Raw genomic sequence first — 22,962 nt, 5'->3', positions numbered from 1 at the left:
GCGTGACGCGCTCAGCGAGAGCTCTGACCCGGCCGCCGAGCACCACCCCACCGCGTGGCGCCCGAATCGCCACCGGCCGGTCGCCCGCGCCCGCACCCCGCGGCGCGGGCACCGGCCCGCGCGGCCGGGCCGTGGTGCGCCGCACCGGTGTCCAGCTCTCGCCACCCCTCAGGCCAGGGAGCCCAGGTATGCGCCTGTACGCCTCCGCCCCACCCCACCGCCCCACCACCCGCCTCCCCTTCGTCCTCACCGCCGTCCTGCTCCTCGTCGGCGGGCTCCTGCTCGCCCTCCCGGACCGCGCCGGAGCCGCGGCCGACTCCCTGATCTCCCAGGGACGGCCCGCCACCTCCTCCTCCGTCGAGGACTCCACCTTCGGCCCGGAGAAGGCCTTCGACGGCGTCTCCACCACCCGCTGGGCCAGCACCGAGGGCGTCGACCCGCAGTGGATCAAGGTCGACCTCGGCCCCTCCTCGACCGTCTCCCGCGTCAAGCTCGTCTGGGAGGTCGCCTACGCCAAGGCCTACCGCGTCGAGATCTCCGCCGACGGCACCACATGGACCCGCCTCGCCACCGAGACCGCCGGGAACGGCGGCACCGACGACTGGACGGGCCTCACCGGCACCGGCCGCTACCTGCGCGTGTACGGGACCGCCCGCGGCACCTCGTACGGCTACTCGCTCTACACGGTGGAGGTCTACGGCACCACGTCCACCACGCCCCCGCCCGGCGGCGCCTTCACCGTCGTCGCGGCCGGCGACATCGCCGCCCAGTGCACGGCCTCCAGCAGCTCCTGCGCCCACCCCAAGACCGCGGCGCTGGCCCAGCGGATCGCGCCGTCCTTCTACCTGACGATGGGCGACAACCAGTACGACGACGCCCTCCTCTCCGACTTCCGCGCCTACTACGACAAGACCTGGGGCGCCTTCAAGGCGAAGACCCGGCCCGTCCCGGGCAACCACGAGACCTACGACCCGGCCGGCCCGCTCGCCGGCTACAAGTCGTACTTCGGCGCCATCGCCTACCCGCAGGGAAAGCCCTACTACAGCTACGACCAGGGCAACTGGCACTTCGTCGCCCTCGACTCCAACTCCTTCGACGACGCCGCGCAGATCCAGTGGCTCAAGGACGACCTCGCGCGGAACACCAAGGGCTGCATCGCCGCCTACTTCCACCACCCGCTGTACTCCTCCGGCGGCCACGGCAACGACCCGGTCTCCAAGCCCGTCTGGCAGATCCTGTACGGCGCCAAGGCCGACCTCGTCCTCAACGGACACGACCACCACTACGAGCGCTTCGCCCCGCAGGACCCGAACGGGCGGGCCACCGCCGACGGCATCGTCGAGATCGTCGGCGGCATGGGCGGCGCCGAGCCGTACGCGATCGAGACGGTCCAGCCCAACAGCCAGAAGCGGATCAGCGGACCCTACGGCGTCCTGAAGCTGGACCTCACGGACACCACCTACACCTGGCAGTACGTCGGCACCGACGACCAGGTGAAGGACTCCGGCCCGACCTACACCTGCCACTGATGTACCTCGCGACCACCGGTCGCCGCGACGCGCCGCCCACCCCCTCGGGGGTCCGGCGGCGCGTCCCGGGCACCGTCCTCGCCCTCGGCGCGGTCAGCCTCGTCACCGACGTCTCCTCGGAGATGGTGACCGCCGTCCTGCCGCTCTACCTGGTCCTCGGACTCGGCCTGTCCCCCCTCCAGTTCGGGCTGCTCGACGGCCTGTCCACCGGCGCCACCGCGCTCGTACGCCTCCTCGGCGGCGCCACCGCCGACCGCGGCGGCCGCCACAAGCTGATCGCCGGACTCGGCTACGCCCTCTCCGCCTGCTCCCGCCTCGGCCTCCTCCTCGCGGGCGGCGCGACCGGCTGGATCGCCACCGCGCTCGCCGCCGACCGGCTCGGCAAGGGCGTCCGCACCGCCCCGCGCGACGCGCTCATCACCCTGCACAGCCCGCCGGAGGACCTGGGCCGCGCGTTCGGCACGCACCGCGCCATGGACACCACCGGCGCGCTCCTCGGCCCCCTCGCCGCGTTCGCCCTCCTCACGGCGACGGCCGACGCGTACGAGACCGTCTTCGCCGTCAGCTTCAGCGTCGGCGCGTTCGGCGTCCTGCTCTGGCTGCTCCTGGTCCCGGGGCGGCGGGGGAGCGGACCGGCGGCCCCGCCACCGGCACGCGAGCCGGTCGAGGCGGCGGTGCGCCCGGCCCCTCCCCGCGCGCGTGGCGGGCTCCTCGCCGCGACGCGCTCACCCGCGTACCGGCGAATCGTGCTCTGCGCCGGCCTCCTCGGAGCCGCCACCGTCGGCGACGCCTTCCTCTACCTGCTGCTCCAGCAGCGCCTCGACCTCGACGCGACCTGGTTCCCGTTCCTGCCGCTCGGCGCGGCCGCCGTCTACCTGCTGCTCGCCGTCCCGGCCGGACGCCTCGCCGACCGCACGGGGCGGCGCGGGCCCCTCCTGTACGGCCACGGGGCGCTGCTCCTGGCCTACGGGCTGCTCCTGGCCCCCGTGCCCGGCGGCGCGGCCCTCGTCGGCGTCCTCCTGCTGCTCGGCGTCTTCTACGCGGCCACCGACGGCGTCCTGATGGCCCTGGCCGGTCCCTTCCTCACCGAGGGACGGCAGGCCGGCGGACTCGCGCTCGTCCAGACCGCCCAGGCACTCGCCCGGTTCGTGGCCGCCGTCGCCTTCGGCGCCGTCTGGACGGCGAGCGGCCCCGAGACCGCCCTCGTGGCCGCGCTCCTCGCCCTCACTGCGGCCCTGTGCTGCGCCGCCCGCCTGCTGCCCAGGACCCCGGCGGCCCCTGCCGCCCCCACGGCCCTCCGAGAGGACTGACCCCATGAACGCACCGACCGGTGCCCGCCTCTCCGCACGCGCGCGCGTGGGCATCCTCGTCCTCGCCCTCCTCCTGCTCGGCGGCGGCGCCACGGCCTACACCCTGCGGGCCGCCTCCGGGCGGCAGGCCGCGGCCGCCGGCACCGCCGACGCCGGCTTCACCCTCGACGGCGCGACGGCGCTCTACGCCCGGGACACCGCGAGCGGGCGCATCGCGCGCGTGGACCCGTCCGCACCCGGCGGACGGGTGGTCGGCGGCCCCTCCTGCGACCGCTTCCACGCCGCCGGCCCCACCGTCGTGTGCCTCCGGAAGAGGCCCGGCGTCCCGGCCCGCTCGTACGTCCTCGTCCTCGACCGGCGCCTGCGCGAACTGCGCCGCATCGCCCTGCCGGGCATCCCCAGCCGGGCCCGGGTCTCCGCCTCCGGCCGGATGCTGTCCTGGACGATGTTCGCGACCGGCGACTCCTACGCGCGCTCGTCCTTCTCCACCCGCACCTCGATCCTCGACCTGCGCACCGGCTACCTGGTGAAGAACATCGAGCAGATCCCGCTCACCCTCGGCGGCCGCCGGTACTACGCCCCGGACGTCAACTACTGGGGCGTCACCTTCGCCGCCGACGACAACCGCTTCTACGCCACCGTGTCGACCGGCGGCCGCACCCACCTCGTCGAGGGCGACATGCGGTCCTGGTCGGCGCGCGCGCTCCGGGAGAACACCGAGTGCCCGTCCCTCTCCCCGGACGGCACCCGGATCGCCTTCAAGAAGCGGGTCTCGGACGGCCCGCGCGAGCCGTGGCGGCTGTACGTGTACGACCTGCGCTCCGGCCGCGAGCACCCCGTCGCCGAGCGGCGCGGCATCGACGACCAGGCCCTGTGGACGGACGGGAACACCCTCGCGTACGGCTACGGGGGAGCGGTCTGGTCGGTCCCGGCCGACGGCACGGGCGCGCCCCGCCGCCTGGCGCCGGGGGCCTCGTCCCCGGCGGCCCCGCATTGACGGGTTTCTGTAGGGACGGGCCTCTGTACGGACGGGCCTCCGTGGCGCCCGGCCTGCCCCATTGACCGGCCTGCCCCACTGGCCGACCCGACCGCATTGGCCGGCCCGACCGCGCCGGCCGGTTCGACGCGGTCGGCCCGTGCGTGCCGACCGGTCCGACCGGGTCAGGCCTTGCGGACGGCGGACAGGACCGCGAGGGCCGCCATGGGCAGGAGAAGGCACGCGGCGATGGCGTTCAGCGGACCGTAGCCGGCCTGCGAGACGATCAGGCCCGCCGCGATCCCGCCGAGACCGGCGGCGGCGTTCATGATGGTGTCGGACAGGCCCTGGACGGCCGCCCGCGCGTCCTGCGGCACCGAGTCCGTGAGCAGCGCGGAGCCGGACACGAGCCCCGCCGACCAGCCGAGGCCGAGGATGAAGAGGCCCGCGGCGGTCTGGCCGTGACTCGACCCCGAGGTGCCGGCGACGAGCGCCGCGATGCCGAGGAGCCCGACGGCGAGTCCGATGACCGACAGCCGGCCGAGCCGGTCGGCCAGCCAGCCCATCACGGGCGAGAAGGCGAACATGCCCGCGATGTGGCCGCTGATGACCAGCCCGATCAGCCGGATGTCGGCGCCGTGGTGGGTGAGCGCCACCGGTGTCATCGACATGATCGACACCATCGCGGTGTGCGTGGCGGCGACGGTGACCAGGGCGAGGCGGGCCTTCGGCGACTCCCGTACCGCGCGCATGCCGGCGCGCAGCGAACGTCCTTCCGCGGTCTTCGCCGGGTCGGCGGAGCTCAGCGCGCGGGCGGTGAGGAGCGGGTCGGGCCGCAGCAGCAGGGCCACCAGGACCGCGGCGGCGACGAAGACGCCGGCGGCCCAGAGGAAGGGGCCCGCCGTGGCCGGGACGCCCAGGCCGGAGACGCTCTTCCCGGCCGGCGCGGCGATGTTCGGGCCGAGCACCGCGCCGATGGTCGTCGCCCACACGACGGTGGAGATGGCCCGGGCCCTGCGGTCCGGTTCGGCCAGGTCGGCGGCGGCGAAGCGGGCCGCCAGGTTCGCAGAGGACCCCGCCCCGAAGCCGACGAGGCCGGCGAGCAGCAGCGGGAAGCTGTCGACGACCGCCCCGAGCACCGCGACCCCGGCGCCGACGGCTCCGATGAGGTACGCGAGGACGAGCCCGGCCCGGCGCCCGCGCGAGGCCATCAGGGAGGCCAGCGGCATGGCGAGCAGGGCGGGTCCGGCCACGGTGGCCGTCGACGCGAGGCCGGACAGGGCCTCGGAGCCGCTGACGTCCCTGGCCAGCACGGCGGCGAGCGCGACGCCGGTGGCGATGCCCAGGCCGCCGAGGACCTGGGTGCCGATCAGCACGGCCTGGATCCGGCGGCGCAGGGCCGGCAGGTCGGCCTCGGCGACGGGTATGTGCTCGGGCAGGGTTGCGTCAGGGGCATCGGAGGTGTGAGTCACTGACGTGAGTGTGCCAGCCGTCCCACCCGTTGGGAACGCCACCAAGGCATCCGGCGGAGGCGCCCGCTCGGAACCCGGGAGGGGACGACTCGGAACCGGACAGGGCGCACGCCCGGATCCGGACAAGGCGCCCGCTCGGAGCCGGACGGCGTGCCCGCTCGGAGCCGGAAGGCATTCACGATCGGATCCCGGCGAGGGGCCCGCTCGGAGCCGGCGGAGGCGCCCGCTCAGAAGAGGGGCGCGGGCAGGACGCCCTCCAGGGCCAGTAGCTGCCGCTTGGTCTCCAGGCCGCCCCCGAAGCCGCCGAGCCCGCCGTCGCTCTCCACCACGCGGTGGCACGGCACCACCAGCGGCAGTGGATTGGCGCCCATCGCCGCCCCGACCGCCTGCGCGGCGCCTGGCTGCCCCACGCGCCTCGCCAGCTCCCCGTACCCGACGACCGTGCCGTACGGGACGCCGGTGGCCAGCTCGCGCAGCACCTGCCGGTTGAAGCCGGTCGTCAGGCTCCAGTCCAGGGGCAGGGCGATGTCGCCGGGCTCGCCCGCGAAGTAGCGCTCGAACCGGCGCACCGGCTCGGCGAGCAGCCCGTCGGCGCGCTCCACCGGCTCCGCGCCGAGCTGCCCGGCCAGCCGGTCGAGCATCCGCTCCCGCCGTGCCGCGTCGGCGTGGAACTCGACCCGGACCAGCCCCCGCTCGGTCGCGGCGAGGAGGAGCGGCCCGATGTCGCTCGCCATGACCGTCCACTCCACCGGGACGGCCCTCGCCGCGCGCGCGGGCCCCGCTTCGATGTCCATGCCGCCCACGGTACGACCGGGCACCGACAGCCGGGGTCGGACCACCGGCGGTGCTCCAAGATCACGGACCGGTCTCGCTCCGGTCTCGCCACCGGAAATTCCCCGGTCACGTGGTCGCCGGGGTCCCTTCGCGCCATAATCTCGCCGGTAGTACTACCCAGCGGTACCGACTGTTTTCGGACGACGTTGCACCAGGGGTGGAGGACACACGCTCATGCAGGGCACGGTCGACGGATTCAGCTACGGGCTCGTCACGCCCGTCGCCGCCTTTCTCATGGCGTGCCTCGGCGGCGCCCTCGGGCTGAGGTGCACCACCAGATCGCTCCGCCACCGCGACAGCTTCAAGGCGGGCTGGCTCGCCCTCGGCGCCACCTCGATCGGCACCGGCATATGGACGATGCACTTCATCGCCATGATGGGCTTCTCGGTCCAGCAGGCGCCCGTCAGCTACGACCGCCCCATCACCTTCGCCAGCCTGGGCGTCGCCGTCCTCATGGTCGGCATCGGCATCTTCATCGTCGGCTACCGCGGCGCCACCGCCCTCACCCTGGTCACCGGCGGCACCATCACCGGCCTCGGCGTCGCCACCATGCACTACCTCGGCATGGCCGGCATGCGCCTCCAGGGCCGCGTCGAGTACGACACGCTCACCGTCGCCCTCTCCGTGGTGATCGCCGTGGTGGCCGCCACCGCGGCCCTCTGGGCGGCTGTTTCCGTACATGGATTTCTGGCCAGCCTCGGTGCGAGCCTGGTGATGGGCGTCGCCGTCAGTGGTATGCACTACACCGCCATGGCCGCGGTCAGCGTCCACCTGCACGGAGCGGAGTCCCGCAGCGGGACCGGCGACACCGCGACCTCGCTCCTCCTGCCGATGCTGATCGGCCCGGCGGTCTTCCTGATCCTCGCCGCCGTCGTCGTCATGTTCGACCCGCTGCTGGTGATGGGCGACCCGGACTGGCAGCGGCCCGACGCGCGGAGCGTCAACCGTCCCGGAGTGCCCGCCCCGCGCCACGTGCCCTCCTACGGCGAGCCCGCCAACTGGACCGCGCGCCCCTCCGGACGCGCCGCCCGCAGGAGCGTCCCCCGGGGCGGCCACCGCTCCCAGGACTGGTGACGGGACACCCGTCGACGGGGCGGTGAGCCGATCACCGCCCGAGTGTCAGTGCCGGGTCGTACGGTGGGTGCATGCGGCCCGTTTCCAAGATCGAACGTTCGGTGGCGCCCTTCGAGGTCGTCAGCTCCTACCAGCCAAGCGGCGACCAGCCCGCGGCCATCGCCGACCTCGAGCGGCGCATCCGCGCGGGCGAGAAGGACGTCGTGCTCCTCGGCGCGACCGGCACCGGCAAGTCGGCGACCACCGCCTGGATGATCGAGAAGCTCCAGCGCCCCACCCTCGTGATGGCGCCGAACAAGACGCTGGCCGCCCAGCTGGCGAACGAGTTCCGCGAGCTCCTGCCGAACAACGCGGTGGAGTACTTCGTCTCGTACTACGACTACTACCAGCCCGAGGCGTACGTCCCGCAGTCGGACACGTACATCGAGAAGGACTCCTCCATCAACGAGGAGGTGGAGCGGCTCCGCCACTCCGCGACGAACTCCCTGCTCACCCGCAGGGACGTCATCGTGGTCGCCTCCGTCTCCTGCATCTACGGCCTCGGCACGCCCCAGGAGTACGTGGACCGCATGGTCCCCCTCAAGGTCGGCGAGGAGCTGGACCGCGACCAGCTGCTCCGCCGCTTCGTCGACATCCAGTACACCCGGAACGACCTGGCGTTCACCCGCGGCACCTTCCGCGTCCGCGGCGACACCATCGAGATCTTCCCGGTGTACGAGGAACTCGCCGTCCGCATCGAGATGTTCGGCGACGAGATCGAGGCCCTCTCCACCCTCCACCCGCTCACCGGCGAGGTCATCAGCGAGGACCGCGAGCTGTACGTCTTCCCCGCCAGCCACTACGTCGCGGGCCCCGAGCGCATGGAGCGCGCGGTCAACGACATCGAGCGCGAGCTGGAGGTCCGCCTCGCCGAGCTCGACAAGCAGGGCAAGCACCTGGAGTCGCAGCGCCTGCGCATGCGGACCACGTACGACATCGAGATGATGCGGCAGATCGGCTCCTGCTCCGGCATCGAGAACTACTCGATGCACTTCGACGGCCGCGAGCCCGGCTCCGCGCCCAACACCCTCATCGACTACTTCCCCGAGGACTTCCTCCTCGTCATCGACGAGTCGCACGTCACCGTGCCGCAGATCGGCGCCATGTACGAGGGCGACGCCTCCCGCAAGCGGACCCTCGTCGACCACGGCTTCCGGCTCCCGTCCGCCCTCGACAACCGCCCGCTGAAGTGGGAGGAGTTCCAGGAGCGGATCGGCCAGACCGTCTACCTGTCCGCCACCCCGGGGACGTACGAGCTGTCCCGCGGCGACGGCTTCGTCGAGCAGATCATCCGCCCCACCGGCCTCGTCGACCCCGAGGTCGTCGTCAAGCCCACCGAGGGCCAGATCGACGACCTGGTCCACGAGATCCGGCTGCGCACCGAGAAGGACGAGCGGGTCCTCGTCACCACCCTCACCAAGAAGATGGCCGAGGACCTCACCGACTACTTCCTCGAGCTCGGCATCCAGGTGCGCTACCTGCACAGCGACGTCGACACCCTGCGCCGCATCGAGCTGCTCCGCGAACTGCGCGCCGGAGAGTACGACGTCCTCGTCGGCATCAACCTCCTCCGGGAGGGCCTCGACCTTCCCGAGGTGTCCCTCGTCGCCATCCTCGACGCCGACAAGCAGGGCTTCCTGCGCTCCGGGACCTCCCTGATCCAGACGATCGGCCGCGCCGCCCGAAACGTCTCGGGCCAGGTCCACATGTACGCCGACCGGATCACGCCGGCGATGGAGCAGGCCATCGACGAGACCAACCGGCGCCGCGAGAAGCAGATCGCGTACAACACGGAGCACGGCATCGACCCGCAGCCGCTCCGCAAGAAGATCAACGACATCGTCGCGACCATCGCGCGCGAGGAGATCGACACCGAGGAACTCCTCGGCAGCGGCTACCGCCAGGCGAAGGAGGGCAAGGGCGCCAAGGCACCCGTCCCCTCGCTCGCCGCGCACGGCCCCAAGGGCCGGGGCAAGGCCGGCGGGGCGGGCTCGACGGTCGAGCTCGGCGACCGCCCCGCCACCGAACTGGCCGCGATCATCGAGGAGATGACCGACCGGATGCGGGCCGCGGCCGCCGAGCTGCAGTTCGAGGTGGCCGCCCGGCTCCGCGACGAAGTGGGAGAGCTGAAGAAGGAGTTGCGCCAGATGAAGGAGGCGGGTCTCGCCTGACCGGACGCGGTCCGGTGTGTTGCAAGACCGACACAAAACCGGACCGCGCCTCCGCGGTGTCGGTGGCGCTGCGTAGGGTGCTCGACAACCGCACGCACCGGAACAGCGGACGCGGGGAACGCCAACGAGAGGGGCATACGCGTGTCGGTCAACATGACCAAGGGTCAGGCCATCAGCCTGGAGAAGAAGGGCGGGGGCAGCCTCACCCAGGTGCGGATGGGCCTCGGCTGGCAGGCCGCGCCGCGCCGCGGTCTCTTCGGTTCGCGCACCCGCGAGATCGACCTGGACGCCTCGGCGGTCCTCTTCGCCGACAAGCAGCCGGTCGACGTGGTCTTCTTCCGCCACCTGGTCAGCGACGACGGCTCGGTCAAGCACACCGGTGACAACCTCGTCGGCGGTGCGGGCCAGGGCGGCGACGACGAGGCGATCCTCGTCGACCTGGAGCGGGTCCCGGTCCACATCGACCAGATCGTCTTCACGGTGAACTCCTTCACCGGCCAGACGTTCCAGGAGGTGCAGAACGCGTTCTGCCGGATCGTCGACGAGACGAACGGGCAGGAGCTCGCGCGCTACACCCTGGACGGCGGCGGCAACTACACCGCGCAGATCATGGCGAAGGTGCACCGGGTCGGCTCCGGCTGGCAGATGACCGCCCTGGGCAACCCGGCCAACGGCCGCACCTTCCAGGACCTGATGCCGGCGATCCTGCCGCACCTGTAGTAGCGGCGCGGACCGCACCCACAGCTCCCGGAGGCACCAGGCCGCCGGGAGCTGTCCCGCATGAACTCGTTCGGGCACCAGGAAACACCGAGGGGACAGAGTCGATGACGGCCGAGCTGGTCCGGGGGCAGAACCACCCCCTGCCCGACACCCGACTGGAGATCAGGGTGTCGGCCGGACACCCCGTCGTCGCCGGAGCCACCCTCGGCGACGAGCACGGCCGGATCCCCGGCGTGGAGTGGATCGCCCACCCCGGCGCGCCCTCGCTGCCCGGCGTCGACGTCCCCGGGCGGTGCGCCGCCGACCACCGCCTCACCGTCGACCTGGCGGCGGTACCGGAAGCCGTCCACCGCGTCTCCGTTCTCCTCGCCCTCCCGCCGGGCGCCGGCACCGCCCGCTTCGGAACCCTCGCCGCGCCCTTCGTCGCCGTCGCCGGCCAGGACGGCACCGACGTCGCCAGCTACACGATCACCGGACTCGACAGCGAGTCCGCGGTCGTGGCCCTGGAGCTGTACCGCCGCCAGGGCGCCTGGAAGGTCCGCGCGATGGGCCAGGGGTACGAGGGCGGCCTCGCCGCCCTCCTCGGCGACCAGGGCCTGGACCGCCCCGCCGACCTGGCCGCGTCCATCCTCGCGGCGGCCGCCCCGGAGCCGCCCGCCACCGAGCCGGCGCCTCCGCTCGGCGACCCGGCGGCGCGCCTCCCCGAGGTGGAGCGCGTCGGCCGGTCCGCACCGGACGCGGCCCCGACCGCACCGGACACCGTCCCGACCGTGATCCCGCCGCTGCCGCCGACGCCCCCGGCCGTCCCCGCGGCGGGCACGCCCACCCCCGCCACGGGCACCGGCGGCCCGATCAGCTACGCCCATCCCCGACGTCCGGCCGCCGCCGCCCCGGAGCCCCGGCAGGCGCCGCCGACACCGGTCGCCGGGGACGCCTCGGGCTGGTCGATGGACGAGCGCCTGTACAACCAGGTCTGGGGGATGTTCGAGGACCTGGCCCGTACCGCCGCCGCCTACCGCAGCGCCTGCGACTTCGCGGAGTCCCGGCTCGACCGGGAGCTCGACCAGTCGCTCTCCGACTACCGCTCCCGGGTCGGCGGCGCGAACGACGCGGCCCGGGCGACCGCCCGCGCCCGGCACGACGAGCTCGTGGAGCGGGCCAAGGAGGTCCTGGACCGGGACCTCGCGCAGCTCGCGGCCGAGTCCGAGGTCGTCGAGCCGGCCCTGCCGCCCGCGTACGCCCGCTGGGACAGCCCCGTCTGGCACGCCTACCGCGTCCCGGCCGAGGAGCCGATGGCCGTCCGCCTCGGCGACCTCCACCTCCCCGAGCGCACCGACCTCCGGATCCCGATGCTCGTCCGGCTGCCGCTGGAGCGGGGGCTCTGGGTGGACAGCGGGAGGGGGCACTCCGAGGCCGCCGCGCTGCTCGACGAGATCGAGCTGCGGCGGCTCGCCCTGGACAGCGCCGTCGCGCACGCCGCCCGGCTGCTCGCCGCGCACCCGGCGGGCGAGTTCACCGTCCACGTCCTCGACGCCGCCGGCGCGGGCACCACCGCGCTCGCGCCGCTCGTGGAGACGGGCGTGCTGGCCGCCCCGCCGGCCCGGGGCGCGTCCGGGGTCTCCGCGGTCCTCGAACAGCTCACCGAGCGCGTCGACCTGCTGCAGATGGCGGTGCGCGCCGGTGCCGCCGACGCCCTGCCGCCCGGTCTGGACACGGCCAGGCAGCTGCTGATCGTGCACGACTTCCCGCACGGCTTCGACGACCGGGCGGTCACCCGGCTCCGGTACCTCGCCGACGAGGGTCCGTCGGTCGGCGTCCATCTGCTGATGGTCGCGGACCGGGCGGACGCCGCCGCGTACGGCCCGCTGCTCGACCCGCTGTGGCGCTCGCTGCTGCGGCTCACCCCGGTCCCGGACGACCACCTCGCCGACCCGTGGGTCGGCCACGCCTGGTCGTACGAGCCCCCGATCCTTCCGCCGGGCAGCGGGGTGCTGCGGCAGGTCCTCGCGCAGGTGGCCGCAGCCCGCCATGGAAAGCGGCCCTGACCTGCTCTTTTGGTGGCTCTTTACCCTGCCCTTTACCTTCTCTTGGTCTTTCGGGTAGTCTTTTTCGTGCGGAGGGGAGTACTCCCCATGCGCGGCGTACCCGTCAATACGGACGGATCCTCGGTGATCCGATCCCGGGGCGTCGGCCCGGCGGCGATCGTCCGTCGCACGGGTGGAAGAGACCTCCGGCAGCGACGACGCTGATCAAGTAGCCGTACGACGCCGGAGGCGCAGTGGACGTTTCAATGACCCTGTGGGTAGTGACCATTCTTGGTCTTGCTGCCCTGATCGGTGCCGACTTCTTCATCGGGCGCAAGCCCCATGACGTGTCGGTCAAGGAAGCCGGAATCTGGACGATCGTCTGGATCGTGCTGGCCGGACTCTTCGGCCTCGGCCTGCTGTTCTTCGGCAACAGTCAGGCGTCCGGCGAGTTCTTCGCCGGCTACATCACCGAGAAGTCGCTCAGCGTCGACAACCTCTTCGTCTTCGTCCTGATCATGGCGAAGTTCGCGGTCCCGTCCCACCTCCAGCAGCGCGTGCTGCTCGTCGGCGTGGTGATCGCCCTGGTGCTCCGTACGATCTTCATCGCCGCGGGCGCCGCGATCATCGCGAGCTTCTCCTGGGTCTTCTACATCTTCGGCGCGTTCCTGATCTACACCGCCTGGAAGCTCATCCAGGAGGCGCGTGCCGACGAGGACGAGGAGGACTGGGAGGAGAACCGCCTCCTCAAGACGGTCGAGAAGAAGTTCGGCGTCGCCGACCGGTACCACGGCACCAAGCTCTTCATCGTCAACAACGGCAAGCGGGTGCTGACCCCGCTGATGGTCGTCATGCTCGCCATCGGCACCACCGACATCCTCTTCGCCCTCGACTCCATCCCGGCGATCTTCGGCCTCACCCAGGACCCGTACATCGTCTTCACCGCCAACGCCTTCGCCCTCATGGGTCTGCGGCAGCTGTACTTCCTGATCGGCGGCCTGCTCAAGAAGCTGGTCCACCTCAGCTACGGCCTGTCGGTGATCCTCGGCTTCATCGGCGTCAAGCTGGTGCTGCACGCCCTGCACGAGTCCGGGGTCCACGTCCCCGAGATCTCCATCCCGGTCTCGCTCGCGGTCATCGGCGGCGTCCTGGTCATCACCACGATCACCAGCCTGATCGCCTCCAAGAAGCAGGCGCAGCGCGAGGCCGCCGAGAGCGTGGCCGACGCCGACGACGCCGAGAAGGACAGCATCGGCGCCTGACGCGGCACACACGGCGACGGCCGGCCCCGGGGACATCGTCCCGGGGCCGGCCGTCGCCGTTCTCCGGTCAGGCGGGCGCGACCTCCTCCGCCTCCGGGCGCGACCGGCCCGGCAGCGTCTCCGGCAGCAGGGCGAAGCAGGCCAGGCTGACGAGGGCCACCAGCGTCAGATACGCCGCCACACCCCAGGGCGGACCGGAGCCGCCGTCCGAGAGGGCCGTGGCGACGAGGGGCGTGAGGGCCCCGCCGAGGACGCCGGCGAGGTTGTAGCCGACGGCGGCGCCCGTGCAGCGGACCCGGGGCTCGTACAGCTCCGGCAGATACGCGGCGACCACCGCGAACATCGTGATGAAGGCCAGCAGCGAACCCAGGAACCCGAGGAACATCAGGAACGGCCGCGCGGTGTGCAGCAGCGCCACCATCGGGAACATCCACAGCGCCGAGGCCGCGCACCCCGCCAGGCACAGCGGCCGGCGGCCCCAGCGGTCGGCGAGCAGCGCCACGAACGGGGTGGCCGCGCCCTTGATCGCCACCGCCGCCATCACACAGGTCAGCATCACCGTGCTGCTCACCCCGAGCCGCTCGGTGCCGTAGGCCAGCGCCCAGGTGGAGACCGTGTAGAAGACCGCGTACCCGACCGCGAGCGCCCCCGCCGTCAGCAGCACCAGGCGCCAGTGGTCGCGCGCCACCTCGGCCAGCGGGGCGCCCGCGCGCCGCCCGGACGCGGACAGCTCCTCGAACTGCGGGGTCTCGGCCAGCGACGTGCGCAGCAGCAGTCCGGCCGCCGCGAGCACCCCGGCGGCCCAGAACGGCACCCGCCAGCCCCACGCGCGGAACTCCGCCTCGCTCAGCCCGGCCGTGAGCGCCAGCATCACCCCGTTCGCGAGCAGGAAGCCGATCGCAGGACCGATCTGCGGGAAGCTCGACCACAGGGCCCGCCGGTGCTCCGGGGCGTGCTCGGCGGTCAGCAGCACGGCCCCGCCCCACTCGCCGCCGAGCCCCAGGCCCTGGAGGAAGCGGAGGACGAGCAGCAGCACGGGGGCGGCGATGCCGAGCGTCGCGTACGTGGGGACGCAGCCGACCGCGACCGTGGCGCAGCCGGTCAGGAGGAGCGAGGCGAAGAGGACCGGCCGCCGCCCGTAGCGGTCGCCGACGTGGCCGAAGAGGACCGAGCCCAGCGGCCGGGCCAGGAAGCCGGCGGCGAAGGTGCCGAAGGCGGCGAGGGTCCCGGCGAGCGGGGAGAAGGTCGGGAAGAACAGCGGTCCCAGGACGAGGGCCGCAGCCGTCCCGTAGACGAAGAAGTCGAAGAACTCGATGGCGGTGCCGACGAGCGAGGCCGCGGCGAGCCGCCCCATCGACGGGGTCGGGGCCGCCGCCGCGTCCGGGACGGCGGGGGAGGCGGGTGGCGACTGAGCGTGACTGTGGGCCATGTCGCGCCAACTACCCCGCCGCCGCCCGGGTTACGGGGGCGTGCGGAGGCGCGCAGCTCCGGGGCCGCGCGCCGGGCTTCACCAGCCGCGCTCGCGCCACTCCGCGAGGTGCGGGCGCTCGTCACCGAGCGTGGTGTCCTTGCCGTGGCCCGGGTAGACCCAGGACTCGTCCGGCAGGGCGCCGAAGAGCTTGGTCTCCACGTCCTGGATGAGGCTCGCGAAGGCCCCCGGGTCCTTCCAGGTGTTGCCGACCCCGCCGGGGAACAGGCAGTCGCCGGTGAAGACGTGGGGGTGGCCGTGCGGGTCGTCGTAGACCAGGGCGATCGACCCCGGGGTGTGCCCGACCAGGTGGCGGGCGGTCAGCTCGACCCGGCCCACCCGGATCGTGTCGCCGTCCTCGACGGGCACGTCGGTCGCGACCGGGATGCCCTCCGCGTCGTACGCGCCCGCGTACGTCCGGGCTCCGGTCGCGGCGACCACGGCGGCGAGCGCCTGCCAGTGGTCGCCGTGCCGGTGGGTGGTGACGACGGCGGTGATGCCGTCGTCACCGATCAGCGTGAGGAGCGTGTCCGCGTCGTTCGCCGCGTCGATGAGCAGCTGCTCGCCGGTCGCCCGGCAGCGCAGCAGATACGCGTTGTTGTCCATCGGACCGACCGCGACCTTCGAGATCATCAGGTCCGTCAGCTCGTGCACGTCCGCAGGTCCGCCGACCTTCACCACTCCGCTGTACGTCATGGGTTCAGACTAGTCCTGGGGAGTGGCGGTGGCGGCTACAGCGGGGGGAGCTCCGGCAGGGGGCCGCCCTTGGTGGTGAGGGCCGAGCCGTCGCGGCGCCCGGCGAGCCAGCCGAGCATCTCGGTGGCCGGGCCCATGACGGCGACGCCGCCGGACGTGCCGCCGGTCGTCCAGCCCCGCCCGTCGGCCGCCCACAGGACGGTCGCGGGGACGCTCTCCAGGCCGGCGAAGCGCTCGGTGAGGAAGTCGATCTCGCGCTGCACGAACTCCTCCGGCAGGTCCTCGAGCTCGTAGCCGACGCCCAGGTCGACGTGGTGCAGGGCGACCTCCACCCAGCGGCGGAAGGGGATCCGGGAGGCGCTGTCCGTGACGCCGTTGCGGAGCTCGACCGTGCGGGCCCAGTCGGCGGGCTCGGCGCCCACGGCCTGGAAGCGGTCGGCGGACTCGCGCAGGTCGGCGAGCTGGACGTCGAGCGGGCGGCCGGAGTCGCGCGCGATGTCGGCGTCCCGGGTCGCGCCGTCCGCGTACATCGGCCGGCCCTCGAGGACGTTGACCAGAGCGTCGGCGTTGCGGGCGACGTGGGCGAGGACGTGGCCGCGCGTCCAGCCGGGAAGCCGTGACGGCTCGGCCGTCGCCGCGTTGTCCCAGGAGGCGACCGCCGTCAGCAGCCGGTCGGTCGCTTCGCGTACGGAGGCGAGGTCGCGTTCGTGATCGATCATGGCGCCGACCCTAGGCGGTGCCGGGGCGGTCGGGCCAGACCGGCGAGCACCCCCGATCTCCCGCGCCACCACTCGTTCGGGTGAAGCGGTCTGCGAGCGGCCGGAAATCGAATGTGCGTGCTATAGGCTCGGTGGAAGCATCCGGCATCCTTGGTTGTTGGGTGTGTCAGGCACATCCGCTCTCTGAAGAAAGGTGCGGACCGGCGTGGCCGACCGTCTCATCGTCCGTGGCGCTCGCGAGCACAACCTCAAGAACGTCTCGCTCGACCTCCCGCGTGACTCCCTCATCGTCTTCACCGGGCTCTCGGGATCGGGCAAGTCCTCCCTCGCGTTCGACACGATCTTCGCCGAGGGGCAGCGCCGGTACGTCGAGTCGCTCTCCTCGTACGCCCGGCAGTTCCTCGGCCAGATGGACAAGCCGGACGTCGACTTCATCGAAGGTCTGTCGCCCGCCGTCTCCATCGACCAGAAGTCGACCTCGCGCAACCCGCGCTCGACGGTCGGCACCATCACGGAGGTCTACGACTACCTCCGACTGCTCTTCGCCCGCATCGGCAAGCCGCACTGTCCCGAGTGCCGCCGCCCGATCTCCCGGCAGTCGCCGCAGGCCATCGTCGACAAGGTCCTGGAGCTGCCCGAGGGCAGCCGCTTCCAGGTCCTCTCGCCGCTCGTGCGCGAGCGGAAGGGCGAGTTCGTCGACCTCTTCGCCGACCTCCAGACCAAGGGCTACAGCCGCGCCCGGGTCGACGGCGTGACCGTACAGCTGAGCGAACCGCCGACGCTGAAGAAGCAGGAGAAGCACACGATCGAGGTGGTCGTCGACCGCCTCACCGTGAAGGACAGCGCCAAGCGCCGGCTCACGGACTCCGTCGAGACCGCGCTCGGACTCTCCGGCGGCATGGTCGTGCTCGACTTCGTCGACCTCCCCGAGGACGACCCCGAGCGCGAGCGGATGTACTCGGAGCACCTCTACTGCCCGTACGACGACCTGTCCTTCGAGGAGCTGGAGCCGCGCTCCTTCTCCTTCAACTCGCCCTTCGGCGCCTGCCCCGACTGCACCGGCATCGGCACCCGGATGGAGGTCGACCCCGAGCTGGTCGTCCCCGACGAGGACAAGTCCCTCGACGAGGGCGCCATCCACCCCTGGTCGCACGGCCACACCAAGGAGTACTTCGGCCGGCTCATCGGCGGACTCTCCCAGGCCCTCGGCTTCCGCACGGACATCCCGTACGCGGGACTGCCGCAGCGCGCCAAGAAGGCCCTGATGCACGGCCACAAGACCCAGGTCGAGGTCCGCTACCGCAACCGGTACGGGCGCGAGCGGGCCTACACCACCCCCGCCTTCGAAGGCGCCGTCTCCTTCGTCAAGCGGCGCCACACCGAGGCCGAGAGCGACTCCAGCCGCGAGCGCTTCGAGGGCTACATGCGCGAGGTGCCCTGCCCCACCTGCCAGGGCAGCCGCCTCAAGCCGATCGTCCTCGCGGTCACGGTCATGGACCGGTCCATCGCCGAGGTCTCCGCGATGTCCATCAGCGACTGCGCCGAGTTCCTCGCCCGGCTGACGCTCAACGCCCGCGACAAGAAGATCGCCGAGCGGGTCCTCAAGGAGGTCAACGAGCGGCTGCGCTTCCTCGTCGACGTCGGCCTCGACTACCTCTCGCTCAACCGGGCCGCGGGCACCCTCTCCGGCGGCGAGGCCCAGCGCATCCGGCTCGCCACCCAGATCGGCTCCGGCCTGGTCGGCGTGCTCTACGTGCTCGACGAGCCGTCCATCGGCCTCCACCAGCGCGACAACCACCGGCTCATCGAGACCCTGGTCCGGCTCCGCGACATGGGCAACACGCTCATCGTCGTCGAGCACGACGAGGACACCATCAAGGTCGCGGACTGGGTCGTCGACATCGGCCCGGGCGCCGGCGAGCACGGCGGCAAGGTCGTCCACTCCGGCTCCCTGAAGGAGCTCCTCGCCAACGAGGAGTCGATGACCGGGCAGTACCTGTCCGGCCGCCGGGCGATCGCCACCCCGGACATCCGCCGCCCCGCGGACCCCGGGCGCCGGCTCACCGTGCACGGGGCCCGCGAGAACAACCTGCGGGACATCGACGTCTCCTTCCCGCTCGGCGTCCTCACCGCCGTCACCGGAGTCTCCGGCTCCGGCAAGTCGACCCTGGTCAACGACATCCTCTACACCCACCTGGCGCGCGAGCTCAACGGCGCCAAGTCGGTGCCGGGCCGCCACACGCGCGTGGACGGCGACGACCTCGTCGACAAGGTCGTGCACGTCGACCAGTCCCCGATCGGCCGCACCCCGCGGTCGAACCCGGCGACGTACACCGGCGTCTTCGACCACGTCCGCAAGCTCTTCGCGGAGACGATGGAGGCCAAGGTCCGGGGCTATCTGCCCGGCCGCTTCTCCTTCAACGTCAAGGGCGGCCGCTGCGAGAACTGCTCCGGCGACGGCACCATCAAGATCGAGATGAACTTCCTCCCGGACGTCTACGTCCCGTGCGAGGTCTGCCACGGCGACCGGTACAACCGGGAGACCCTGGAGGTCCACTACAAGGGCAAGTCCATCGCCGAGGTCCTGGACATGCCGATCGAGGAGGCCCTCGACTTCTTCGAGGCCGTCCCGACCATCGCCCGGCACCTGCGCACGCTCAACGAGGTCGGCCTCGGATACGTCCGGCTCGGCCAGTCCGCGCCGACCCTCTCCGGCGGCGAGGCGCAGCGCGTCAAGCTCGCCTCCGAGCTGCAGAAGCGCTCGACGGGCCGCACGGTCTACGTCCTGGACGAGCCGACCACCGGTCTGCACTTCGAGGACATCTCGAAGCTGATCAAGGTCCTCTCCAACCTGGTCGACAAGGGCAACTCGGTGATCGTCATCGAGCACAACCTCGACGTCATCAAGACCGCGGACTGGGTCATCGACATGGGCCCCGAAGGCGGCAGCGGCGGCGGCCTGGTGATCGCCGAGGGCACGCCGGAGGAGGTCGCCTCCGTCCCGGCGAGCCACACCGGCAAGTTCCTCCGCGAGATCCTCGGCGCCGACCGGATCAGCGACGCCGGCGTGACCGTCCCCGCGGCGCGCGGCGCGAAGAAGACGGCGGCGAAGAAGGCCCCCGCCAAGAAGACCGCCGCCCCGGTCCAGAAGACGGCCACCAAGGCGACGGCCACCAAGGCCACCGCCAAGAAGGCGACCACCCGGGCCCGCAAGGCGTGACGTCACGGCGGGGCCCCCACCCGGGGGCCCCGCCCGCCGTCTGTGCCATCCGTCCGCCGCCGCTGCCGTCTGTCGGCCGGGTCAGGGGCGGGCGCAGGGCCACCGGAGGGCGCCGGTATCGTCGGTCGGGTCACCCCTTGGGGTGTGTTGTCCCCGATCTCACCGTGGAGCGCTCATGTCCGGCCAGTCCAGCCGCCGCACCGTACTGAAGGGCGCGGCCCTCGCCGGTGCCGCCGGGCTGGGAGTCGCCGCCTGCTCCACCGAGTCGAAGCTCGGCCACGCCGAGGTCCCGACCCCGACCGCACCGGTCCGGCTCGGCGCCCCGGACGAGGTGCCGGTCGGCGGATCCAAGCTCTACCGCGAGCAGCGGCTCGTGGTGAGCTGCCCGGCCAAGGGCCAGTACAAGGCGTTCAGCGCCCAGTGCACCCACGCCGGCTGCGTCCTCGACAAGGTCGAGGAGAACGAGGGCAACTGCCCCTGCCACGGCAGCCGCTTCGACGTCACGACCGGCAAGGCGCTCCGCGGCCCGGCCACCGTCCCGCTGCCCGAGGTCCCGATCCGCGTCGAGGACGGCGCCCTGGTCGCCGGCCCCGAGGCGCCCCAGGCCTGAGCCGGGCACTCACGCCCAGTCCCAGTCGATCCCCAGGATCCCCGGGCGCACGCCCTGCTCCACGAGGTGCACCGTGCGGTGCCGGCCGCTCAGGGTCAGCTCCGCACGGCCCCCGCGCGGCGCGCCCGCGGAGGCCTGCGCGAACCTCCGGCAGCGCGCCGGCAGCGCGGCCTCGTCGAAGCGGACCTGCAGCACGTACTGCCCGCCCGCGAAGCTGAACCCGCGCACGTACTCCCCGCTCGGACCCGCCGTACCGTCCTCGAATCCGTACGAGAAGAGGTACGTGTCCCCGGCGCGCAGCCGAGCGTCGAAGAGCAGCTCCGCGACCAGGACGCCCGTCCCGGCATGCCACCGCACCCGCCCGGTGCGGCAGTTCTCCACCGCCCGCACGGCCACCCGGGACGGGTCGCAGCCCGGATCCCCGTGATGGATGGCGAGGTAGCGGTCGACGCCGTTCCGGTGCGCCCGCACCACGTGCTCCGACTCCCGCCCGAGCAGCTCCCGTCCCGCCCCGATCCGTACCCGCTCGTGGTGCCCCACCGTGTGCAGCCCGCCGTCCGTCGGCACGTCGAGACCCGCCAGCAGCTCCTCGACCGCGCCCGACGCCTCCACCAGCGAGCGGTACGAGCGGGCCGCCGGGCGCTCCCCCTCGGACCGGGCCGCCGCGTCCTCCGTCAGGAGCCGCAGGAGCGAGTTCCCCGGCAGCTGGAGCACCTCCTCCAAGGCGCGCACCGCCTTCAGGGACTCCGGCCGCTGCGGGCGGCGGGCCCCCTGCTGCCAGTAGCTCAGACTCGTCACCCCGACCCGGACGCCCCGGTGCGCGAGATGGTGCTGGACCCGCTGGAGCGGCAGTCCGCGCACCGCGAAGGCCGTGCGCAGCGCCAGATGGAAGGGGCCGGTGTGCAGCAGCTGCACCAGATCGGCCTCGGTGTGGCTCACGAGGACTCCTCAGTGAACGTTCACGACGGGGATGGGGACCGTCGCGCCGCGTGGGGTGGGCGGGCAGGTGGGCCGAGGGCGTCCGTTCACACCCGGGTCACACCGTTCACAGTCCGATGTCACCCCGCATTGAAGCGTGTTGACCCGCTCCGGACAACGGAAGATGCTCCTGACCAGCGTCCGGACGCGCTCCTCCACTCCCCACATCCCCACACCCCCCGCCATGGGAGGAACGCGATGCGCAGCAGAAGACTGTCCCTCGCGGCTCTCGCCGCAGCCGCCCTCTTCCTCGTCCCCACCACCACCTCCGCCTCCGCCGCCCCCGCCGGCGAGGACGTCTCCGCCCTCGCCTCCAAGAGGCTGAACATCACCATGCAGGCCCAGCAGAAGACCAACTGGTGCTGGGCCGCCGGCGGCAACACCATCGCCACCTGGTTCGGCCGCAACTACAGCCAGAACCAGTTCTGCAACGCCGCCTTCAACCGCCAGCAGGGCTACGACTGCCCCAACTCGCAGGCCACGCTCGGCAACGTCCAGACCGGACTGAGCTGGGCCGGCATCAACCCCGGCTCGTACGTCGACGGCTGGCTCCGCTACTCCACCGTCCAGACCGAGATCAACGCGAACCGGCCCGTCGAGACCCGGATCCAGTGGTCCAGCGGCGGCGGCCACATGCACGTGGTGTACGGCTACGACGACTCCGGCAGCTGGGTCTACTGGGGCGACCCCTGGCCCTCCAGCGACCGGTACAACTGGGCCTCGCACTCCTGGTACGTGAACAACGACTCGTTCTCCTGGACCCACTCGCTCTACCGGATCGGGGCGTGACGACGATGACCGCACGAGCCACGGCCACCGGCCTCCTCACCGCCGCCGCCCTCACCACCCTCCTCGCCCTCGGAGCCGCACCGGCGGGCGCCGCCGCCGGCCCGCCGCCCGCCCCCACCGCGGAACAGGCCGCCTCCGCGCCCGGCACCCTGGACACCCTGGCCCGGTTCTTCGCCCGCGACGGCGCCCTCGCCCGCTCCGCCGCCGCCCCGCGCGTCGACGGCACCTCCGTCCCGGTGAGCCTCCTCTCCCCGGACTTCGTCGCCGGAAAGCCCGGCGCGCCCGTCGCACGCGTCGAGTACCGCGCCAGCCGCGCCGTGGCCGCCGACGGCCGGAAGGCCTCCCTCTGGACGGTCGAGCAGCCGGGCGGCTGGCAGGTGGTCAACATCGCCACCGGCGACGACGAGATCCGCTACGCCGAACAGGGCGCCCGCCTCCTGCCCGGCGGCCTCGTCTTCCGCGAGCCCCAGATCGACGCCTGGTACGTCCAGAAGGGCGCCAAGGTCCTCCCGCTCGACGAGGACGCGGTACGGGCCGTCGGCCGCGGCGGCACCACCCTCGCCGCCTACCGCGACCGGGTCGCCCGCGCCTACGCCGACAAGCTCCCCGGCTCCGCCTACGCCCGCAAGGGCGCCGCCGGGGGTTACGCCCCCGCGCCCTCCGCCCCGACCACCCCCGCCGGTGCCGCCGGTGCCGCCGCGGCGGGTGCAGGCGCGATCGTGGCCGCCGCCCTGGCCGCCGCCGTCGCCCTCCGCCGCCGCCCCTCCACAACCTGACCTCCCCCCACCACCCGCCCGCCACGGCACCGCCCCCACCGGCCCCCCGTGGCGGGCCTACCCTTTCCCCGCCCCGTCGCGGGCATCCGTCCGCTGGAACGGCGCCCACCCTCGCCGCTCCCCGCCCCCGCCCGTTGCGGGCATTCGTTTCGCTGGGGCGGGCCGCCCCGCTGCTCCAGCCGCCCCTCGTTGTGGGCAATCGTTCCTCCCCCAGACTTCGTCCGGGGGGACCCCCAGGGCGGAACGGGTGGGCACAACGGACGACGCCCCGCCCGTTGTGGGCAATCGTCCGCCA

18 protein-coding genes are annotated in these 22,962 nt (G+C 72.9%); 12 read left to right on the top strand and 6 right to left on the bottom strand.

Going from position 1 to position 22,962, the window contains the following annotated elements:
- Positions 1–188: 188 nt before the first annotated feature.
- The 3 genes from ACFCY7_RS10865 to ACFCY7_RS10855 are packed head-to-tail and all read left to right on the top strand — an operon-like array spanning position 189 to position 3,836.
- Positions 189–1,529, top strand: coding sequence for a discoidin domain-containing protein (locus ACFCY7_RS10865; RefSeq protein WP_376483328.1), 1,341 nt, complete (start codon positions 189–191; stop codon positions 1,527–1,529).
- On the top strand, positions 1,529–2,839 hold the full coding sequence (locus tag ACFCY7_RS10860; protein ID WP_376483326.1) for an MFS transporter: 1,311 nt from the start codon (positions 1,529–1,531) through the stop codon (positions 2,837–2,839). Before ACFCY7_RS10865 ends, ACFCY7_RS10860 begins: the two co-directional genes overlap by 1 nt.
- Before the next feature lie 4 nt (positions 2,840–2,843).
- Positions 2,844–3,836, top strand: a complete 993-nt coding sequence (locus ACFCY7_RS10855) for a hypothetical protein (RefSeq protein WP_376483325.1) — start codon at positions 2,844–2,846, stop codon at positions 3,834–3,836.
- 164 nt (positions 3,837–4,000) lie between these two features.
- On the opposite strand, the gene ACFCY7_RS10850 is transcribed toward ACFCY7_RS10855, so the two are convergent.
- Both ACFCY7_RS10850 and ACFCY7_RS10845 read right to left on the bottom strand, forming a co-directional pair.
- On the bottom strand, positions 4,001–5,287 hold the full coding sequence (locus tag ACFCY7_RS10850; protein WP_376483323.1) for an MFS transporter: 1,287 nt from the start codon (positions 5,285–5,287) through the stop codon (positions 4,001–4,003).
- A 227-nt stretch (positions 5,288–5,514) separates the two neighbouring features.
- On the bottom strand, positions 5,515–6,081 hold the full coding sequence (locus ACFCY7_RS10845; protein WP_376483322.1) for a methylated-DNA--[protein]-cysteine S-methyltransferase: 567 nt from the start codon (positions 6,079–6,081) through the stop codon (positions 5,515–5,517).
- Between the two features lie 214 nt (positions 6,082–6,295).
- Here ACFCY7_RS10845 and ACFCY7_RS10840 point away from each other — a divergent pair, with 214 nt between their 5' ends.
- From ACFCY7_RS10840 to ACFCY7_RS10820, 5 genes are all read left to right on the top strand, one after another.
- Positions 6,296–7,195, top strand: a complete 900-nt coding sequence (locus ACFCY7_RS10840; protein ID WP_376483320.1) for an MHYT domain-containing protein — start codon at positions 6,296–6,298, stop codon at positions 7,193–7,195.
- Positions 7,196–7,266: 71 nt separating this feature from the next.
- Positions 7,267–9,405, top strand: a complete 2,139-nt coding sequence (uvrB, locus tag ACFCY7_RS10835) for an excinuclease ABC subunit UvrB (RefSeq protein ID WP_376483318.1) — start codon at positions 7,267–7,269, stop codon at positions 9,403–9,405.
- Between the two features lie 141 nt (positions 9,406–9,546).
- A complete protein-coding gene (locus tag ACFCY7_RS10830) occupies positions 9,547–10,125 on the top strand; it encodes a TerD family protein (protein WP_367828334.1) in 579 nt (192 codons plus the stop codon).
- Between the two features lie 104 nt (positions 10,126–10,229).
- Positions 10,230–12,170 carry a TerD family protein gene (locus ACFCY7_RS10825; protein ID WP_376483316.1) on the top strand — a complete coding sequence of 647 codons (1,941 nt, stop codon included), beginning with the start codon at positions 10,230–10,232 and terminating at the stop codon, positions 12,168–12,170.
- Between the two features lie 233 nt (positions 12,171–12,403).
- Positions 12,404–13,411: a TerC/Alx family metal homeostasis membrane protein gene (locus ACFCY7_RS10820; RefSeq protein ID WP_376483314.1), complete on the top strand. Its 1,008-nt coding sequence runs from the start codon at positions 12,404–12,406 to the stop codon at positions 13,409–13,411.
- Between the two features lie 67 nt (positions 13,412–13,478).
- Here the strand turns inward: ACFCY7_RS10820 and ACFCY7_RS10815 are convergent, their stop codons facing one another.
- The 3 genes from ACFCY7_RS10815 to ACFCY7_RS10805 form a co-directional block, all read right to left on the bottom strand.
- Entirely contained in the window at positions 13,479–14,765 is a 1,287-nt protein-coding gene (locus tag ACFCY7_RS10815; RefSeq protein WP_376483396.1) for an MFS transporter, read from the bottom strand.
- 153 nt (positions 14,766–14,918) lie between these two features.
- Positions 14,919–15,575, bottom strand: coding sequence for an MBL fold metallo-hydrolase (locus ACFCY7_RS10810; protein ID WP_376483312.1), 657 nt, complete (start codon positions 15,573–15,575; stop codon positions 14,919–14,921).
- 35 nt (positions 15,576–15,610) lie between these two features.
- On the bottom strand, positions 15,611–16,294 hold the full coding sequence (locus ACFCY7_RS10805) for a maleylpyruvate isomerase family mycothiol-dependent enzyme (RefSeq protein WP_376483310.1): 684 nt from the start codon (positions 16,292–16,294) through the stop codon (positions 15,611–15,613).
- 205 nt (positions 16,295–16,499) lie between these two features.
- Between ACFCY7_RS10805 and uvrA the strand changes: the two genes are divergently transcribed.
- A complete protein-coding gene (gene uvrA, locus ACFCY7_RS10800; protein ID WP_376483308.1) occupies positions 16,500–19,514 on the top strand; it encodes an excinuclease ABC subunit UvrA in 3,015 nt (1,004 codons plus the stop codon).
- A 175-nt stretch (positions 19,515–19,689) separates the two neighbouring features.
- Positions 19,690–20,124, top strand: a complete 435-nt coding sequence (locus tag ACFCY7_RS10795) for a Rieske (2Fe-2S) protein (protein WP_376483306.1) — start codon at positions 19,690–19,692, stop codon at positions 20,122–20,124.
- Between the two features lie 9 nt (positions 20,125–20,133).
- Here ACFCY7_RS10795 and ACFCY7_RS10790 read toward each other — a convergent pair whose 3' ends face one another.
- On the bottom strand, positions 20,134–21,063 hold the full coding sequence (locus ACFCY7_RS10790) for a hypothetical protein (protein ID WP_376483304.1): 930 nt from the start codon (positions 21,061–21,063) through the stop codon (positions 20,134–20,136).
- A gap of 237 nt (positions 21,064–21,300) precedes the next feature.
- Between ACFCY7_RS10790 and ACFCY7_RS10785 the strand changes: the two genes are divergently transcribed.
- The gene (locus ACFCY7_RS10785) at positions 21,301–21,891 is read left to right on the top strand and encodes a papain-like cysteine protease family protein (RefSeq protein WP_376483303.1); all 591 of its coding nucleotides are present in this window, start codon (positions 21,301–21,303) and stop codon (positions 21,889–21,891) included.
- Positions 21,892–21,896: 5 nt separating this feature from the next.
- Positions 21,897–22,667: a hypothetical protein gene (locus tag ACFCY7_RS10780; RefSeq protein ID WP_376483301.1), complete on the top strand. Its 771-nt coding sequence runs from the start codon at positions 21,897–21,899 to the stop codon at positions 22,665–22,667.
- The last annotated feature ends 295 nt before the right edge of the window (positions 22,668–22,962 follow it).

This window comes from Streptomyces sp. NPDC056361, from assembly GCF_042262805.1.
Taxonomy (GTDB): domain Bacteria; phylum Actinomycetota; class Actinomycetes; order Streptomycetales; family Streptomycetaceae; genus Streptomyces.
The sequence above is the reverse complement of the archived record's forward strand: the minus strand, read 5'-3'. Positions and strand labels throughout refer to the sequence as shown.

Coding starts and splice junctions, on each gene's coding strand:
- ACFCY7_RS10865 (WP_376483328.1), top strand. CDS start 189: ATGCGCCTGTACGCCTCCGCCCCACCCCACCGCCCCACCACCCGCCTC.
- ACFCY7_RS10780 (WP_376483301.1), top strand. CDS start 21,897: ATGACCGCACGAGCCACGGCCACCGGCCTCCTCACCGCCGCCGCCCTC.
- ACFCY7_RS10805 (WP_376483310.1), bottom strand. CDS start 16,294: ATGATCGATCACGAACGCGACCTCGCCTCCGTACGCGAAGCGACCGAC.
- ACFCY7_RS10810 (WP_376483312.1), bottom strand. CDS start 15,575: ATGACGTACAGCGGAGTGGTGAAGGTCGGCGGACCTGCGGACGTGCAC.
- ACFCY7_RS10825 (WP_376483316.1), top strand. CDS start 10,230: ATGACGGCCGAGCTGGTCCGGGGGCAGAACCACCCCCTGCCCGACACC.
- ACFCY7_RS10815 (WP_376483396.1), bottom strand. CDS start 14,765: ATGGGGCGGCTCGCCGCGGCCTCGCTCGTCGGCACCGCCATCGAGTTC.
- ACFCY7_RS10795 (WP_376483306.1), top strand. CDS start 19,690: ATGTCCGGCCAGTCCAGCCGCCGCACCGTACTGAAGGGCGCGGCCCTC.
- ACFCY7_RS10855 (WP_376483325.1), top strand. CDS start 2,844: ATGAACGCACCGACCGGTGCCCGCCTCTCCGCACGCGCGCGCGTGGGC.
- ACFCY7_RS10860 (WP_376483326.1), top strand. CDS start 1,529: ATGTACCTCGCGACCACCGGTCGCCGCGACGCGCCGCCCACCCCCTCG.
- ACFCY7_RS10785 (WP_376483303.1), top strand. CDS start 21,301: ATGCGCAGCAGAAGACTGTCCCTCGCGGCTCTCGCCGCAGCCGCCCTC.
- ACFCY7_RS10845 (WP_376483322.1), bottom strand. CDS start 6,081: ATGGACATCGAAGCGGGGCCCGCGCGCGCGGCGAGGGCCGTCCCGGTG.
- uvrB (WP_376483318.1), top strand. CDS start 7,267: ATGCGGCCCGTTTCCAAGATCGAACGTTCGGTGGCGCCCTTCGAGGTC.
- ACFCY7_RS10840 (WP_376483320.1), top strand. CDS start 6,296: ATGCAGGGCACGGTCGACGGATTCAGCTACGGGCTCGTCACGCCCGTC.